The sequence below is a fragment of the Erwinia sp. 198 genome, from assembly GCF_003937915.1.
GTDB classification, from domain to species: domain Bacteria; phylum Pseudomonadota; class Gammaproteobacteria; order Enterobacterales; family Enterobacteriaceae; genus Erwinia; species Erwinia aeris.
This window is the reverse complement of sequence record NZ_RHUM01000003.1, coordinates 73,906-88,009: the sequence shown is the minus strand read 5'-3', so window position 1 is coordinate 88,009 and position 14,104 is coordinate 73,906. Positions and strand designations below refer to the sequence as shown.

General features: G+C 57.4%; 14 protein-coding genes and 1 tRNA gene. 8 read left to right on the top strand and 7 right to left on the bottom strand.

Going from position 1 to position 14,104, the window contains the following annotated elements:
• Positions 1–79: 79 nt before the first annotated feature.
• A tRNA-Asn gene (locus tag EGK14_RS05460) sits at positions 80–155 on the bottom strand.
• 290 nt (positions 156–445) lie between these two features.
• Here EGK14_RS05460 and EGK14_RS05455 point away from each other — a divergent pair.
• Complete coding sequence (locus tag EGK14_RS05455) at positions 446–1,585, top strand: Gfo/Idh/MocA family protein (RefSeq protein ID WP_125288069.1); 1,140 nt, start codon at positions 446–448, stop codon at positions 1,583–1,585.
• A gap of 37 nt (positions 1,586–1,622) precedes the next feature.
• Here EGK14_RS05455 and EGK14_RS05450 read toward each other — a convergent pair whose 3' ends face one another.
• Positions 1,623–3,077: an AMP nucleosidase gene (locus EGK14_RS05450; protein ID WP_125288068.1), complete on the bottom strand. Its 1,455-nt coding sequence runs from the start codon at positions 3,075–3,077 to the stop codon at positions 1,623–1,625.
• 145 nt (positions 3,078–3,222) lie between these two features.
• Here EGK14_RS05450 and EGK14_RS05445 point away from each other — a divergent pair, with 145 nt between their 5' ends.
• Together EGK14_RS05445 and EGK14_RS05440 are read left to right on the top strand one after the other, a co-directional pair.
• Positions 3,223–3,882, top strand: a complete 660-nt coding sequence (locus EGK14_RS05445) for an NTP transferase domain-containing protein (protein ID WP_125288067.1) — start codon at positions 3,223–3,225, stop codon at positions 3,880–3,882.
• A complete protein-coding gene (locus tag EGK14_RS05440; protein WP_233598453.1) occupies positions 3,857–4,009 on the top strand; it encodes an XdhC family protein in 153 nt (50 codons plus the stop codon). The genes EGK14_RS05445 and EGK14_RS05440 overlap by 26 nt, the downstream gene beginning before the upstream one ends.
• Positions 4,010–4,092: 83 nt before the next feature.
• On the opposite strand, the gene EGK14_RS05435 is transcribed toward EGK14_RS05440, so the two are convergent.
• From EGK14_RS05435 to EGK14_RS05425, 3 genes are read right to left on the bottom strand one after another with little or no spacing between them, the layout of a single operon-like run.
• Positions 4,093–6,375: a xanthine dehydrogenase family protein molybdopterin-binding subunit gene (locus tag EGK14_RS05435; RefSeq protein WP_125288065.1), complete on the bottom strand. Its 2,283-nt coding sequence runs from the start codon at positions 6,373–6,375 to the stop codon at positions 4,093–4,095.
• Entirely contained in the window at positions 6,372–7,370 is a 999-nt protein-coding gene (locus tag EGK14_RS05430; RefSeq protein ID WP_125288064.1) for a xanthine dehydrogenase family protein subunit M, read from the bottom strand. The genes EGK14_RS05435 and EGK14_RS05430 overlap by 4 nt, the downstream gene beginning before the upstream one ends.
• Positions 7,367–7,858 carry a (2Fe-2S)-binding protein gene (locus tag EGK14_RS05425; RefSeq protein WP_125288063.1) on the bottom strand — a complete coding sequence of 164 codons (492 nt, stop codon included), beginning with the start codon at positions 7,856–7,858 and terminating at the stop codon, positions 7,367–7,369. The genes EGK14_RS05430 and EGK14_RS05425 overlap by 4 nt, the downstream gene beginning before the upstream one ends.
• Positions 7,859–8,133: 275 nt before the next feature.
• Here EGK14_RS05425 and EGK14_RS05420 point away from each other — a divergent pair, with 275 nt between their 5' ends.
• Positions 8,134–8,634 (top strand): hypothetical protein, encoded by a 501-nt coding sequence (locus EGK14_RS05420; RefSeq protein ID WP_125288062.1) that lies wholly within the window; start codon positions 8,134–8,136, stop codon positions 8,632–8,634.
• A gap of 45 nt (positions 8,635–8,679) precedes the next feature.
• Here EGK14_RS05420 and EGK14_RS05415 read toward each other — a convergent pair whose 3' ends face one another.
• Entirely contained in the window at positions 8,680–9,123 is a 444-nt protein-coding gene (locus tag EGK14_RS05415) for a type II toxin-antitoxin system RatA family toxin (RefSeq protein WP_158616031.1), read from the bottom strand.
• A 302-nt stretch (positions 9,124–9,425) separates the two neighbouring features.
• Here EGK14_RS05415 and EGK14_RS05410 point away from each other — a divergent pair, with 302 nt between their 5' ends.
• From EGK14_RS05410 to EGK14_RS05395, 4 genes are all read left to right on the top strand, one after another.
• Positions 9,426–9,788, top strand: coding sequence for a type II toxin-antitoxin system RelE/ParE family toxin (locus EGK14_RS05410; protein WP_125288060.1), 363 nt, complete (start codon positions 9,426–9,428; stop codon positions 9,786–9,788).
• On the top strand, positions 9,776–10,075 hold the full coding sequence (locus EGK14_RS05405) for an XRE family transcriptional regulator (RefSeq protein WP_125288059.1): 300 nt from the start codon (positions 9,776–9,778) through the stop codon (positions 10,073–10,075). The genes EGK14_RS05410 and EGK14_RS05405 overlap by 13 nt, the downstream gene beginning before the upstream one ends.
• Positions 10,076–10,311: 236 nt before the next feature.
• Positions 10,312–11,523 carry an MFS transporter gene (locus tag EGK14_RS05400; RefSeq protein ID WP_125288058.1) on the top strand — a complete coding sequence of 404 codons (1,212 nt, stop codon included), beginning with the start codon at positions 10,312–10,314 and terminating at the stop codon, positions 11,521–11,523.
• Positions 11,524–11,846: 323 nt separating this feature from the next.
• Entirely contained in the window at positions 11,847–12,275 is a 429-nt protein-coding gene (locus EGK14_RS05395; RefSeq protein ID WP_125288057.1) for a hypothetical protein, read from the top strand.
• Between the two features lie 25 nt (positions 12,276–12,300).
• Here the strand turns inward: EGK14_RS05395 and xylE are convergent, their stop codons facing one another.
• Positions 12,301–13,791, bottom strand: a complete 1,491-nt coding sequence (xylE, locus tag EGK14_RS05390; RefSeq protein WP_233598452.1) for a D-xylose transporter XylE — start codon at positions 13,789–13,791, stop codon at positions 12,301–12,303.
• Positions 13,792–14,104: the final 313 nt, after the last annotated feature.

Genomic DNA, 14,104 nt, shown 5'->3' with positions numbered 1-14,104 from the left:
GAGACGTGGCAGGGACCGGCGCTGGCCCGGAAAAAAGCAAAAAGCCCGCTCAGGTAACCCTGAGCGGGCTTTTTAAATCTGGCTCCTCTGACTGGACTCGAACCAGTGACATACGGATTAACAGTCCGCCGTTCTACCGACTGAACTACAGAGGAATTGTTGGAACGGGGCGCATAATATCTATAGCGATTGGCTATGTCAAAGCCTGTTTGCACTTTTTTTACTGACTGCTGCATTAATCGGCAATTCAGCGGCGGGGCTCGCCCGGCGGGAAAAACGCCGTCGGCCAGGCTTTGCGTAGCGTCTCGCAATCCGTGAATGTAACCGCTGAATAACGCAGCGATTTTCGTCAGCATGATCACGTTTATTTCATTTTCATATTGTTCAGGCTAGTTTTGAAATATACATTCCACTGAAGCGCCTCGTTCACCCCTAAGGAACCCCAATGAAAAAGGTCAGGATAGGTTTGATCGGCACCGGCTATATTGGACGCTGCCACGCGATTGCTTATGCGCAGGCGGCCACCGTCTTTGCGCTGAAAGGCGAGATCGTGCGCGAGATGGTGGCGGAGGTCAGCCCGGAGGTCGCCAAAGCGCAGGCCGCAGCGCTGGGTTTTGCCCGCTGGACAGGCGACTGGCGCGAGCTGGCGGCGGACCCGGCGATCGACGTGGTGGACATCTGCGCGCCCAACTTTCTGCACAAGGAAATGGCGCTGGAGGCTATTCGCCACGGCAAGCACGTCTATTCTGAAAAGCCGCTGGCGCTGAGCGTGGCGGATGCCGAGGAGATGACGCAGGCTGCCGCACAGGCCGGGGTAAAAACGCTGGTGGGCTTTAATTATATGAAAAATCCTACCAGCCAGCTGGCGAAAGAGATTATCGCCAGCGGCGAGATAGGCGAGGTGGTGCATTTTTACGGCACGCACAATGAAGATTATCTCGCCAGCCCGCAGGCGCCGCTGGACTGGCACTGTCAGAAGGCGCTGGCCGGTTTGGGCGCGCTTGGCGACCTTGGCGCGCATATCGTCAATATGGCGCATTATCTGGTAGGTGAAATCCGCGAGGTTTCCGGCGATATGCAGACGGTTATCAGGCAGCGTCCCGATGCGAAAAATCCCGCCTTGCTGCGCGAAGTAGAAAACGAAGATCAGGCCAGCGCGCTGCTGCGCTTTGCCAACGGCGCGCACGGCGTGATTGAAACGTCGCGTATTGCCTGCGGCAGCAAAATGGGGCTGACCTATGTGGTAACCGGCACGAAAGGAGCGATCCGCTACAGCCAGGAAAGAATGGCGGAACTGGCACTTTATCGACATGAGGACGACGCCGGACGACAGGGGTTTAAAACCATTCTGACCGGCCCGGCGCATCCTGATTATGCCGCTTTTTGCATTTCTGCCGGACACGGTATCGGCTTTAACGATCAAAAAACGGTGGAAATCCGGGATCTCATTAACGGTATCGCGGCGGGCGATCCGATGTGGCCGGACTTTGCCGAAGGACTACAGGTGTCGAAAGTGCTGGAGGCGATAGCCGTCTCTGCGCTGGAGCGTCGCTGGATCCAGCTGCAGGCTACGGCCCGGTTTTAATGCCATCAGGCGGAGGCTTTCACCTCCGCCCTGTTAATCAGCGGAACGGTGGCTCGTTAAAGGTGCGAAGCTTACGCGAATGCAGCTTATCGCCCTCAGCGCGCAGCAGATCTATCGCGCAGATACCGATCTGCAAATGTTCGGAGATCGCGCCTTCGTAAAAACGGTTAGCCTGGCCGGGCAGCTTGATCTCACCGTGGATCGGCTTATCGGAGACGCAGAGCAGCGTGCCGTAAGGTACCCGGAAGCGATAGCCCTGGGCCGCAATGGTGGCGCTTTCCATATCTACCGCTACCGCGCGGCTGAGGTTAAAACGCAGAGCGGAAGCGGAATAGCGCAGCTCCCAGTTGCGATCGTCCGTCGTCACCACCGTGCCGGTACGCAGGCGCTGTTTAACCTCTTCGCCCGGCATGCCGCTAACCTGTTTGGTTGCGTCAAACAGGGCACGCTGCACTTCGGCGATGCTCGGTACCGGAATATCCGGCGGCAGTACCGCGTCCAGCACGTGATCGTCGCGCAGGTAAGCGTGAGCCAGCACGTAGTCGCCAATTGTCTGGCTTTCACGCAGGCCGCCGCAGTGGCCAATCATCAGCCAGGCATGGGGACGCAGCACCGCCAGATGATCGCAGATGGTTTTCGCATTGGAAGGGCCGACACCGATATTAATCAGCGTAATGCCCTGGCCCTCTTTGGCGATTAAATGCCAGGCCGGCATCTGATGGTTTTTCCAGGCCAGGCCGGAAATGGTGGTCTGGGGATCCGGCGTTTCGGCGGTCACGCAGATATTGCCCGCGCAGGAAAGAGCCTCGTAAGGCGAATCCGGATCTGCTATCTGCTCGCAGCTCCAACGCACGAATTCGTCAACGTAGCGGGTGTAGTTGGTAAACAGCACCCACGACTGAAAATGCTCGACCGGCGTGCCGGTGTAGTGACGCAGCCGCGCCAGCGAAAAGTCGGTGCGCAACGCGTCAAAATGCGACAAAGGAAACTTTTCGCCCGGCTGATAAAGACCGTCCGCGTTCTCATCGCCAATTTGCGCCAGCTCGGTCGTTGGGAAGTGCTGTGCCAGCCCGGCGCTCATGCTGCGATCCAGCCCCAGGTTGGAGCCGTCGATAACGTAAGGGAAAGGGATCTCCTGCTGCGAAGGCCTGACTTCCAGCGTTACCGGATACTCGCTGCAAAGCATGGAAAGCTGTTCGGAAAGATAGTGGCGAAACAGCGCGGGCCGGGTAATGGTGGTGGCATAGCTGCCGGGGCGGGTAAAACGGCCAAAGGCGCGCGACAGCTTGTGGCCCGCCGCATCACCCTGCCAGCTGACGCGCAGCTCCGGGTAAACAAACAGGCCGGCGGTGCGGCTGGCCGCATCCGGCAACGTGCCGTCGCTGACATAAGTAGTAATCGCCTGGCGCAGCGCGCTGACCGCTGCTTCGTACAGGGCATCCAGCTTATCCAGCGCCTCGTCTACGGTTAATCCTGATGGTGGCCGCGTCATAAGTCTCTCCTGGGCGGTTATTGTTTTCTTAACAGCATGTTAGCTGAAATAAAGCGTGTGTGCTCAGGCGCAGTCTGAATTCATACCCGCAGAGGATAATTTGCGCTACGCTGGTAGCCCCGAACGTTAATAAGGGTAATGGGATATGGATAAGCATGAGCACAGGGAAAAAACGATCGGCGTTCTGGTTATCGCGGCCGGTCTTGGACAGCGATTTACCGAAGCGGGTGGCGTAACCGATAAGCTACAGGCGGCGTTCGCTGATGCGTCAGGGCAGCTGAAATCGGTCTTTGTTCACAGCTGCCAGGCGGCGCAGCAAAGCGGCCTGCCGGTATGCGTGGTGACGCGGCCCGCGCAGCAGGCCATTCGCGACTACTGTGAGCAGCAGGCCATCCCAACGGTGCTGGTGGAAAATACCCGCATGGGCGAATCGATCGCCGCCGGCGTTCGCCAGACCGCAGCATGGGACGGCTGGTTGATCCACCTGGCGGATATGCCCTTTATTTCTGCGGCCACGCTGCAGCTGGTAGCCAGTAAAGTGGTTGAGGAGGGGATCGTGCGTCCCGTTTTTCGCGCCAGTCCGGGGCATCCGGTGGGGTTTGGCCGCTGCGCTTTCAGGGCGCTCAGCGCGCTGACCGATGAGCAGGGCGCACGCAGCCTGCTGATGCAGTTTCCCCTGTATACGATTGAGCTACAGGATGCATCAATTTTGCAGGATATCGATCTGCCTTCACAGCTGCCGGCAGCAGAGAGCCATGCAGTCGCGCAACGATCGCGTTATGCGCCAGGCGCTGAACTGGATTAAAGACCAGCCCGTCTGGCTTTATACCGTCATCAAAACCTGGGGTGCTTCGCCTCGGGCAGTGGGATCGCCGCTAATCGCTAACGGAGACGGCGTGGTTTGCGCCTGTGGGGCCGGCGCACGACAGTAAAACGCCAGCCGAAACAGCGCTGGCGGTGATGGCGGACGTGCTGCTGCATAAAGATCGCGGGCCGTTTGCCAGCCCGCCTGCGGTTATAACAGCTTGTCCTGAGTAACAGGCAAATCACGGATACGTTTGCCGGTAGCGTGCCAGACCGCATTGGATATGGCGGCCGCCACGCCGACGATCCCCAGCTCGCCGACCGCTTTGCCGCCCAGTACGGTAGCCAGGTAATCCGGCTTGCCAACGTCAATTGTGGTCAGTTCAGGGATATCCGCGTTGACCGCTATCAGATATTCGGCCAGGTTGGCGTTGGCTATCCAGCCATCGCGATCGTCAATCTGCCCCTGCTCCAGCAGCGCCTGGCCGATTCCCATTACCATGCCGCCAATCCACTGGCTTTCTGCCAGCTTAGGATTGTAAACCCGGCCGGAATCAAAGGCGCCGACCATCCTTTTGACCCGCACCGTGCCGAAGTCTTCATCGACCGCGACTTCGACAAAGATAGCGCTCCAGCTGTGGGCCGACACGCCGCCATCGGTAGGCGGCAGCATCATGGTGGAGGTACGATCCGCTTTGTTGCGATCTTCCTCGCTGGCGGTTTTATCGAAGGTGTCCTGATACGCCACCAGCTTTTCGCGGCCGCTAAGCTTCAGCAGCTCGGCAAAGCTAATCCGTAATCCCGGGCTGTTGCTCAGCCAGAGATAACCGTCGGCCAGCGAGAGAGCGGAAGGCGGCTGCTGCCACAGCGGCGATTTCTCTGTGGCAATTGCCAGCGTTATCAGCATATCGCGTAGCGCCTGCGCGGTCTTATGCACCGCGCCGGTCAGCAAATTCGCCAGCTGCGAACCGCCCGCAACCGGTGCACGGGGCAGCAGCGTATCGCCAAGCGATACGGTGATGCTTTCCGGCGCGACCAGCAGCACGTCCGCCGCCGTCTGCGCCAGAATAGTGTAGGTGCCCGTGCCGATATCCACGCCGCTGCTCTGCACCTCAATACTGCCGTCCGCGGACAAAACAATCTGCGCCTCGCCGGGCGTACGGCGTACCGGATAGGTACCGGAAGCCATTCCCCAACCAATCAGCTGACGGCCTTCGCGCAGGCTGCGCGGCTCAAGTGGACGTTTGCTCCAGCCAAACGCGTCGGCGCCCTGCTGATAAGCCTCGCGCAGCTGGCGCGAGCTCCAGGGGATCCTGGCCTGCGGATCCTGCTCCGCATAGTTTTTCAGGCGCAGCGTCAGCGGATCCATTTTTAGCGCCCACGCCAGCTCGTCCATTGCCACTTCCAGCGCAAAAGCGCTCGGGTTTTCGCCCGGCGCGCGCATCCAGCTTGGGTTGACGGTATTCAGGTGAATCAGCTTGTGGTGCGATAAGAAGTTTGGCGAGGCGTACATCAGCGCGGTCACGGAATTACAAGGCTCCTTGTGCACATCGTTCAGCGCGGTTTCGTTCCAGCTGTCGTGCACGATAGCCTGTAACAGCCCGTCGCGGTTGGCACCCAGCGCCAGCTGCTGATGCGTGCGCGGCCTGCCGCCGAAAGCGGTAAAAGTCTGCGGCCGGGTCAGCGCCAGTTTAATCGGCCGGTTAAGCTCGCGTGAGGCCGCGCAGGCCAGCGCGCTATGCGGCTGTATCCCGCCTTTGCAGCCGAAACCGCCGCCGACAAAGGGCGAAATAACACGCACTTTTCCATGATCGATCGCCATCCATTCCGACACCACCTGACGCGCGCCGCCCGGCCACTGGCTCGGTTCCCACAGCGTCAGGCTGCCGTTTTGCCAATGCGCGATACAGCCATGCGGCTCAATGGGCGAGTTATATTCTCTTGGCGTGGTATAGATGCCGCCTACCTGCACCTCCGCCTGGGCCAGCGCGGGGATGGCGTCGCCCCAGTCAATCGTTAAAGCATCCACCGTTTCTGGTTTAGCGTTGGGGTGGGTCGGATGCACCACCGGCGGCTGCTGTTCATATTCCGTCTCGATTAGCGCGGCGGCCTCGGTGGCCTGCTCCAGCGTCTCGGCCACGACCAGCGCAATATGCTGACCGTTCCACAAAACCTTATCGTCCTGCAACGGCAGAAAAGCCTGCGCCGCCGCGCCGCCTTCGCCAAAGGTTTTGGCCGAATGAATGGTTAATCCGCTTTCGTGGTTATACACCGCCAACACGCCGGGCGACCGGCGCGCGCGCTCGGTGTGCATCGCGGTAATACGACCATAGGGGATGGTTGACTGAACCACTACCGCGTATGCGAGATTATCCAGCGACTTTTCGACAGCGTAGGTCGCCAGCCCCTGAATTTTCAGCCTGCCGTCGGCGCGATCCAGCGGGCTGCCTAAAGCCTGCTGACGACCGTTCGATGACGTTTCAAGCGTGCTCATACCAGACCTCCCACGGTCATCAAAGCCCTGGCGATAACGCGAGGCGCGAGAATAATTTTGTGCCCGTTATGCTGGCGGGCAATGGCGCCTTCCGTCACTTTTTCCGCCGCTTTGCGCAGCGTTTTCTCCTCCAGCCGCTGGCCTTTAAGCGCCTGCTCTACCTGGTAAGCGCGCCAGGGTTTGGTTGCCACGCCGCCCAGCGCGACGCGTACCTCTTTGATGGTCAGGTTATCTTCTTCCATCTCCAGCCCTACGGCCGCGCTGGCAGCGGCGAATTCGTAGGAGCTACGATCGCGCACTTTAAGGTAGTGCGAGCGGGCCAGCGCGGCGCTACGCGGCACCGTCAGGCTGACGATCATCTCGCCAGGCGCCAGCTGGTGCTCGAGATCGGGACGATCGGACGGCAGGCGGAAAAAATCGGTAACGGGAACGGAACGCAGTTCGCCCGCGCTGTTTTGCAGGTTCAGCACCGCGTCGAAAGCGGTGAGCGCTACCGCAAAATCGCCGGGATAGAGCGCGATGCAGCTGTCGCTGGTGCCCAGTACCGCATGATTATAATTCAGGCCGTTCAGCGCGGCGCAGCCGGAACCGGGGTTGCGCTTGTTGCAGGCCGACCAGGCCAGCGGATCGCGAAAATAGCTGCAGCGGGTGCGCTGTAGAATATTGCCACCCAGCGAGGCCATATTGCGCAGCTGCGCCGAGGCGGCGAGCGAAAGGCTTTCTGCCAGCGCGGGCGCAAAAGTTTTTACCGTTTTGCTGTCGGCCGCCTGGCTCATCTTTACCAGGGTGCCGAGCGTCAGCTCACCGTCGCTGAGCGTAATATCATGCAGATCCTGCAAATGCGTAATATCCACCAGCGTGGCGGGACGCTCGACGCCGCACTTCATCAGATCCAGCTGCGTCGTGCCGCCGGCGAGAATGCGCGCCTCTGGCTGGCTGGCCAGCGTCGTGGCCTGGCTGACGTCGGTCGCGCGTTGATAGTTGAACGATCTCATGATGTGGCCTCCTGGCTCAGGCTGGCCGCCGCGTCCTTCACGGCTTTGACGATATTGGGATAGGCACCGCAGCGGCATAAATTCCCGCTCATATATTCGCGGATTTCATCATCGGAACGGGCATGGCCTTCTTTGATGCAGGCAACGGCCGACATGATTTGGCCGGAGGTACAATAACCGCACTGGAAGGCATCGTGGCGCAGGAAAGCGGCCTGCACCGCATGCAGCGTTCCGTCCGGCGCGGCCAGACCTTCAATGGTGGTAATGTCTCTGCCTGCCGCCTGGGCCGCCAGCGTCAGGCAGCTCAGCACGCGTTCGCCGTCGATATGCACGGTACAGGCGCCGCACTGCCCCTGGTCGCAGCCCTTTTTCGAGCCGGTCAAACCAATATGCTCCCGCAGCGCATCCAGCAGGGTAGTGCGCGGATCGACCATCAGCTGACAGCTTTCACCGTTGACGGTGAGCTGCAAAGGATAAAGTTGAGTCATTGTCGTCTCCAGATTGGGGAGGTCACTGACAGTGTGCGCAGCGCTTACTCATGTCGACACTGCCTCATTGCTCGGAATACAGGCACGCCTGAAAAGATGAATGCGATCGCTCTTTTTAGAGGAGCGTATCGGAAAGATAAGGATAGTCAGATTTGGGAAAAAGGGGACGCGACAGTTTGCAGGCGCACCGGCTGCATCGTTGATCCCGGCGTACGGGGATTAGCGTTTAATGGTATGATAGGTAAATCATTTCTTTTTCCTGTACAGGGATTAACATGGAAAAATATGGCTACCCTCGGCTGTTCTTATGGACTTGTTTTTTTGTAGCGGTGCTGTTTCTGTTCTGCTTATGGAAATACATCGTCTGGCAAAATACGTGGGGCAATCCGCGTTCGCTGCGGCTGCTTTGCCTGCTTTCCGCGCTGGCTACCGTCGTGCTGTTTAGCTGGCTCAGGTTTAAAAATGTCGTTAAGGATCTGCGTAACGGCCTGCGAGTGCTGCCAGGGCTGTTTATTTTCTCTTTAGTTATTGTCACCGTTCCTTTGTATACGGCTATCTACTTAACGGCACACCATGAAAGCCGCTATACAATCGCCGCCCATTGGGTCGCTGGCGGTCGCCATAGTTGCTCCGGTATGGAAATTCAGGAGCCTGCGTTAAAGCAAAAGATTACGGTCTGTCATGCTTATGGCGATACGCAGTCTGCGGAAAACCTTATCGTTTATAAAAGAAGCAACGGCTATGGCATGGTTATCCAGGCAGCCTGGGCTTTCTGACTTTTGTCGCAGTGACGAATGTGCGGATGTCGATGGCGACGTTATTCAGGCGCGCGAATAAATTTCCTCCGCCCGCTGAATAAATATCCCCGGCAGCATTCTGACCATCAGGCTGAAAAAAGGGGCGAGGGTCAAACGCAGCAGGCCGTTAGCGAAGCGATATTTCACTGTGAAAGTTACGGTACAGGTTTTTTCTCCCGTGGCTTCAAAAAACCAGTTGCCCTCAAACTGCGACAGAAAGGAACCGCTCACCAGCCGCAGATGCAGCGAGGAGGGGGGATGGAAAGTCGCGCGGGTTGTCAGGCTAAGTTCAGGGAACTGCTGAAAGCGCAAACCGATGCGCACCATTTTTGTTTCCGGTTGGCTGGCAAGGATCTCAACCTGCCGACACCAGGGCAAGAAGTCGGGATAAGCGGCGACGTCGGCGACAAGGTTATACATCTGGCTCTGGCTGAAATTAACCTGAATGCGTTTTTCAAAAGTTGTCATCTTAACCCTTAGCCTGTTTGGCATCGCGCGCAGCCAACATAGCCGCTGCTCAAGGCTAATAAGTTACTTTCTGACGCTTATTGATCGGCCGCAAAAGAATTCGTTACAGGCAGAAAACTGCGCTTTTCGATACGCGGTTTTGCGAACTGCGCTGCATTCACATTGTAAGCAAGGCATAGGTGCACGCTTTCTCAGGAAAGCGCTTCTGGTTTTAGCAAACAGGCAGCGGCACCTTACAAAAAAATCCGTCATTATAGTTTTACACCTATATAGGTCTGGAGCTATATTAACGGAGGCCGCATATGTGGTTGCTCAAAACAACGGACAGGTTTGACTGGTGGTTTAGCTCGCTTCAGGATCATGAACGGGCAGCCGTGCTGGGTTCGCTGCTGGTGCTGCGCGCAAGAGGGCCGGAGCTGCCACGCCCCGGGGCCGACAGCATTCAGGGTTCGCGCTACAGCAATATGAAAGAGCTTCGCGTGCAGTGCCGTGGCAAACCGATACGGATCTTTTTCGCTTTTGACCCACAGAGAACCGGCGTGCTGCTTTGCGCAGGCGGCAAAACAGGCAATGAAAAACGTTTTTATCGCGTGATGATCCCGATAGCCGATCGGGAGCTTACTGACTATCTGAACAGGACCAGAGGTAACGTATGCGTACATTAGAACAGATGCTGGCGGAAGAAGAACCGCATGTCGTGGCAGAAGCAGAAAAGCTGGCCGCAGAGATACAGTTGGATATTCAGCTTGCTGAACTGCGTGAGCGGGTGCAGAAAACCCAGAGCGAGATGGCGCAGGCGCTGGGTGTAAAACAGCCTACCGTGGCGGGCATGGAAAAGCCGGGGCGCGATATCAAACTTTCCACGCTAAAACGCTATATCGAAGCGGCGGGCGGCAAGTTGCAGCTGAATATTGAGCTGCCGGACGGCTCGCACTATGGATTCAAGGTGTAAGGCCGCAGGTAAAAGGACGTAGGCAACGGGCCAGCCAGCCGTTATTATTTTACCCTCTTTTTTCAGGGTTAAAGGCAAAAGCAGGGAGGCGATAGCCGGCGGCATGAGCAGAAAAACCACGGGGCGCACGGCGTCAAACCACAGCCCGTATCAAGGCTGCGCACGGAGAGGCGGGGATCGCACCAGTCCGTGCCTGAGCCGGAATCATTCTCAGGGCGGTGCGCAGGAAGGTTGGTGTGAACGCTAAAGCCGCACTCCCGCACCGACAACATGCGTTCCGCTATGCGCCGTTCAGAAATCTTTTTCTGGCCCGTTTCCTTACCGTACTGGGCAACAGCATTGCGCCCGTTGCGCTGGCTTTCGCCGTGCTGGATATGGGCGGCTCCGCAGCGGATTTGGGCCTGGTGGTGGCGGCGCGCTCTATTTTCAACGTTGCCTTTCTGCTGTTCGGCGGCGTGCTGGCGGATCGCTATTCGCGCAGCCTGGTGCTTTTTTCCTCCTCTGCCGTGGCTGCTTTGTCGCAGGGCGTGGTGGCATGGCTGGTGCTGGAAGGGATGGCGACTATCCCGCTGCTGGTTCTGCTCGGCACGGTGAACGGCGCGGCGGCCGGTATTGCGCTGCCTGCCTCCTCAGCACTTGTACCGCAAACCGTCCCCCCGCCAACGCTGCGTCAGGCTAACGCCTTTATTCAGGTCGGCATCTATATCGGGACGGTGCTTGGCGCGTCGTTCGGCGGCGTGCTGACCAGCGCGGTCGGGCCGGGCTGGGGGCTTGCTGTCGATGCGTTGGGGTTCGCTGCCGCTGCGCCGCGCTATCTGTTCATCCGTATTAGCTATCAGCCTGTCGATGCGCCGGGTAATCTCTGGCTGGATCTGCGCGACGGCTGGCGCGAGTTTACGGCGCGCGCCTGGGTCTGGGCGGTGGTGGCGCAGTTTGCGGTGGTGAACGCCGCTTTTACCGGCATGGTCATGGTACTGGGGCCGGTTATCGCCGACGCCTCTTTTGGCCGCACCCGCTGGGGCATGATGATTGCCGCGCAAAGCATCGGACTGATCCTCGGCTCGTGCGTCGCGCTGCGCTGGCGACCACAGCGCGCGATGTTTATCGGCGTCATGCTGGTGGCGCTTTGTGCCGTTCCTGTTTTGCAACTGGCGACCGGCGCGACGGCGCTGGCATTGATGGGCGGGTTTTGCCTGGCGGGCATGGGATTCGGGCAGTTTGGCGTGGTCTGGGCGCATGCGCTACAAACGCATATTCCGCGTGACAAGCTGGCGCGCGTTTACGCTTATGACGCTATGGGATCGTTTGTCGCTATCCCCGTTGGCGAGCTGGCCGCCGGGCCGCTGGTGATGCACTTTGGCAACGCCAGGGTTTTGTGGGTGTGTGCCGTCGCGGTAATGATAGCGACCGCTGTCACCAGCCGGATACGCGCTGTTCGCCAGCTGTAAAAAGGCGGCGACCCCAAAAATATCTATCTTCTGCGCGTCTCCAGCCAGGTGCTGATGAGCCTGAAAACCTCGGCGGGATTTTCATATAAAAAGAGGTGGCCGCCTGCAACAGCTTTCATTTCAATATTGTCGGCCTCGCCGGATTTAAGGCTGTAGGCCGGCCTGATAACCAGATCCTGCAGGGCATAGATGGAAAGACAGGGGACAGTGGAGAAAAACGGCGGCTGTCGTATCAGGTGCGCCATCGCGCCCAGCTGGTTTAGGCAGGCGGCTGCAGAAGGCGGATCGCGTAAAACGCTTCCCTTAACGTTGCCACGCTTGCGATGGGAATAGCGCCCGGATTGATTGCGGGCAGGATTGCCTGCGGCGATGCCGTCGTGCCGAAAAAAAATCTCAATGCGGCGATTAACTTTAAATATCCGGAATTCGATATGACGGCGGATGGGGTTACGCTGCCAGGGCCGGAAATTACCCGGGATGCGCAAACTTATTGCGTACAGCTGGCTTATCCGGGCGATAAACTGGCGCTGCCGCCGTCCGGCTACGTTGCCCGCGCGGCTTATTCATTGTCTGTTTTTAACGAGAGCGTAGAGGGTGACAGGCTGTGCCGACAGCTGCTGGAGGCGGTGACGGTTACCGGCTCGCCGCTTACCGAACCCGTACTGAACGGAAAGCCTGCTTTTGCCGGCAGGCTTGCCAAATCGGTTTTTCACCGACGCCGCGCCGGTGAAAAACCGCCGACAAAGCCTTAAGCGATGGCCTGTTCCGGCAACCGCATCAGTCCGCCAGTTTCTCACTCAGCCCGGCTGAAGCGGATTTTTTCCATTGGGATTCCAGCTCTTCCAGCGATTTGCCTTTGGTTTCCGGCACGAACTTCCACATAAACAGCGCCGCCAGCAGCCCCATCACGCCATACAGCCAGTAGGCGAAACCGTTGTTGAAATGCGCATTGAGCGTGCTGTTTTTATCCATCATCGGGAAGGTCCAGGAAACCAGATAGTTTGCCACCCACTGCGCCGCCACGGCCAGCGACATCGCTTTACTGCGGATGCGGTTGGGGAAAATTTCCGCCAACAGCACCCAGCAGACCGGCCCCCACGAGATGGCAAAGGACGCCACGTAAAACAGCATTGCGCCCAGCGCCACCACGCCGGACATTTTGCTGTAGAAAGCGGTGCCGAGCGTAAACATGCCGATCGCCATGCCCAGCGCGCCGATAATTTGTAGCGGCTTACGGCCAAAATTATCCACCGTCATAATGGCAATAGTGGTAAAAATTAAATTAATGACGCCCACAATGATAGTTTGTAACAGAGCAACATCCGTACTGGAGCCAACAGAGCGAAAGACCTCCGGCGCATAATATAAAACCACATTAATACCAACGAACTGCTGAAAAACGGAAAGCATAATGCCAATAACAATGACGCCAGCGCCAAAAGAAAACAGCGGAGCGCTTTTTCTGGTACGGGTATTAACCGACTGTAAAATATTCTGTAGCTCTTTCTGGCTTTGCGCTTTACCAAAAAGCTTCTCCAGAATGGCAGCGGCTTTATCATTCATACCTTTGGCTGCCAGCCAGCGCGGACTTTCCGGGACGGCAAATAATAAAATGAAAAATAATAAAGAAGGAATGGCGCCGGAAAGAAACATGAGCCGCCATCCCATCGTATCCAGCCAGTCGGCATTGCCGGACAGCGCAATGCTGTAATTCACGCAATAAACTAACAGCTGCCCTAAAATAATAGCGAACTGATTACAGGCAACCATACGGCCACGAATTTTCGCCGGCGTAATTTCCGCAATATACATAGGGGAAACCATAGAGGCCAGGCCTACGCCAATCCCGCCGACGATACGGTAGATCACAAATTCGCTGAGATAGCCCGACAGATAATAAGGCACGCCGCTGTCAGTACCAACGGCGCGGTGGCCGATTTCAGGGAAAGCTGAACCCAGCGCCGATAAAAAGAACAGCACGGCAGCCACCAGCAGCGTTTTCTTTCTGCCAAAGCGGGCGCTTAACGGGCCGCCCAGTACGCCGCCGATAATACAGCCGATCAGCGCGCTGGCGACGCAAAAGCCCAGCAGGGAATTGGCCGCCGACTCGCTTAATCCTCTGGGCGAAATAAAGACTTTATCCAGTGAGGAAACGGTGCCGGAGATCACCGCCGTATCATAACCAAATAATAATCCGCCTAATGTCGCCACCAGCGTGACAGAGATTATATAACGATTGTTGGCTTTCATCTCGGATGCTATTGCCATAACAAACCTCTTGGGTAGAAAGGAACAGGATAAAACGCGTTTATATTTGGAGGTAAGACGGATGCTTTTTATAAACTTTCACGCGTTTATTTTTTGAACTCCCTATGTCGCGAGGTAAACATAATCTCCCTGACTTGCCAAAGAAATTACAATTTTTTGTAATCGCTATGCCCGTTTTGCTTTTTATGAGAGGGATCACGGGTGTCTTCGTTCACGCCGGTAGCAACTTTGTGACTAAGGTCATGGTTGGGATATTACAGTGCCGCTTTGTGAAATTTTATAATTGAGTGTCGCGCTTTGTTGTTTGCATAGT

Excerpts from the sequence above, each read along its gene's own strand:
- EGK14_RS05405 (WP_125288059.1), top strand. The coding sequence starts at position 9,776 with ATGCGTACATTAGAACAGATGCTGGCGGAAGAAGAACCGCATGTCGTG.
- EGK14_RS05445 (WP_125288067.1), top strand. The coding sequence starts at position 3,223 with ATGGATAAGCATGAGCACAGGGAAAAAACGATCGGCGTTCTGGTTATC.
- EGK14_RS05425 (WP_125288063.1), bottom strand. The coding sequence starts at position 7,858 with ATGACTCAACTTTATCCTTTGCAGCTCACCGTCAACGGTGAAAGCTGT.
- EGK14_RS05415 (WP_158616031.1), bottom strand. The coding sequence starts at position 9,123 with ATGACAACTTTTGAAAAACGCATTCAGGTTAATTTCAGCCAGAGCCAG.
- EGK14_RS05410 (WP_125288060.1), top strand. The coding sequence starts at position 9,426 with ATGTGGTTGCTCAAAACAACGGACAGGTTTGACTGGTGGTTTAGCTCG.
- EGK14_RS05435 (WP_125288065.1), bottom strand. The coding sequence starts at position 6,375 with ATGAGCACGCTTGAAACGTCATCGAACGGTCGTCAGCAGGCTTTAGGC.
- EGK14_RS05440 (WP_233598453.1), top strand. The coding sequence starts at position 3,857 with ATGCGCCAGGCGCTGAACTGGATTAAAGACCAGCCCGTCTGGCTTTAT.
- xylE (WP_233598452.1), bottom strand. The coding sequence starts at position 13,791 with ATGGCAATAGCATCCGAGATGAAAGCCAACAATCGTTATATAATCTCT.
- EGK14_RS05455 (WP_125288069.1), top strand. The coding sequence starts at position 446 with ATGAAAAAGGTCAGGATAGGTTTGATCGGCACCGGCTATATTGGACGC.
- EGK14_RS05430 (WP_125288064.1), bottom strand. The coding sequence starts at position 7,370 with ATGAGATCGTTCAACTATCAACGCGCGACCGACGTCAGCCAGGCCACG.
- EGK14_RS05420 (WP_125288062.1), top strand. The coding sequence starts at position 8,134 with ATGGAAAAATATGGCTACCCTCGGCTGTTCTTATGGACTTGTTTTTTT.
- EGK14_RS05450 (WP_125288068.1), bottom strand. The coding sequence starts at position 3,077 with ATGACGCGGCCACCATCAGGATTAACCGTAGACGAGGCGCTGGATAAG.
- EGK14_RS05395 (WP_125288057.1), top strand. The coding sequence starts at position 11,847 with ATGGGAATAGCGCCCGGATTGATTGCGGGCAGGATTGCCTGCGGCGAT.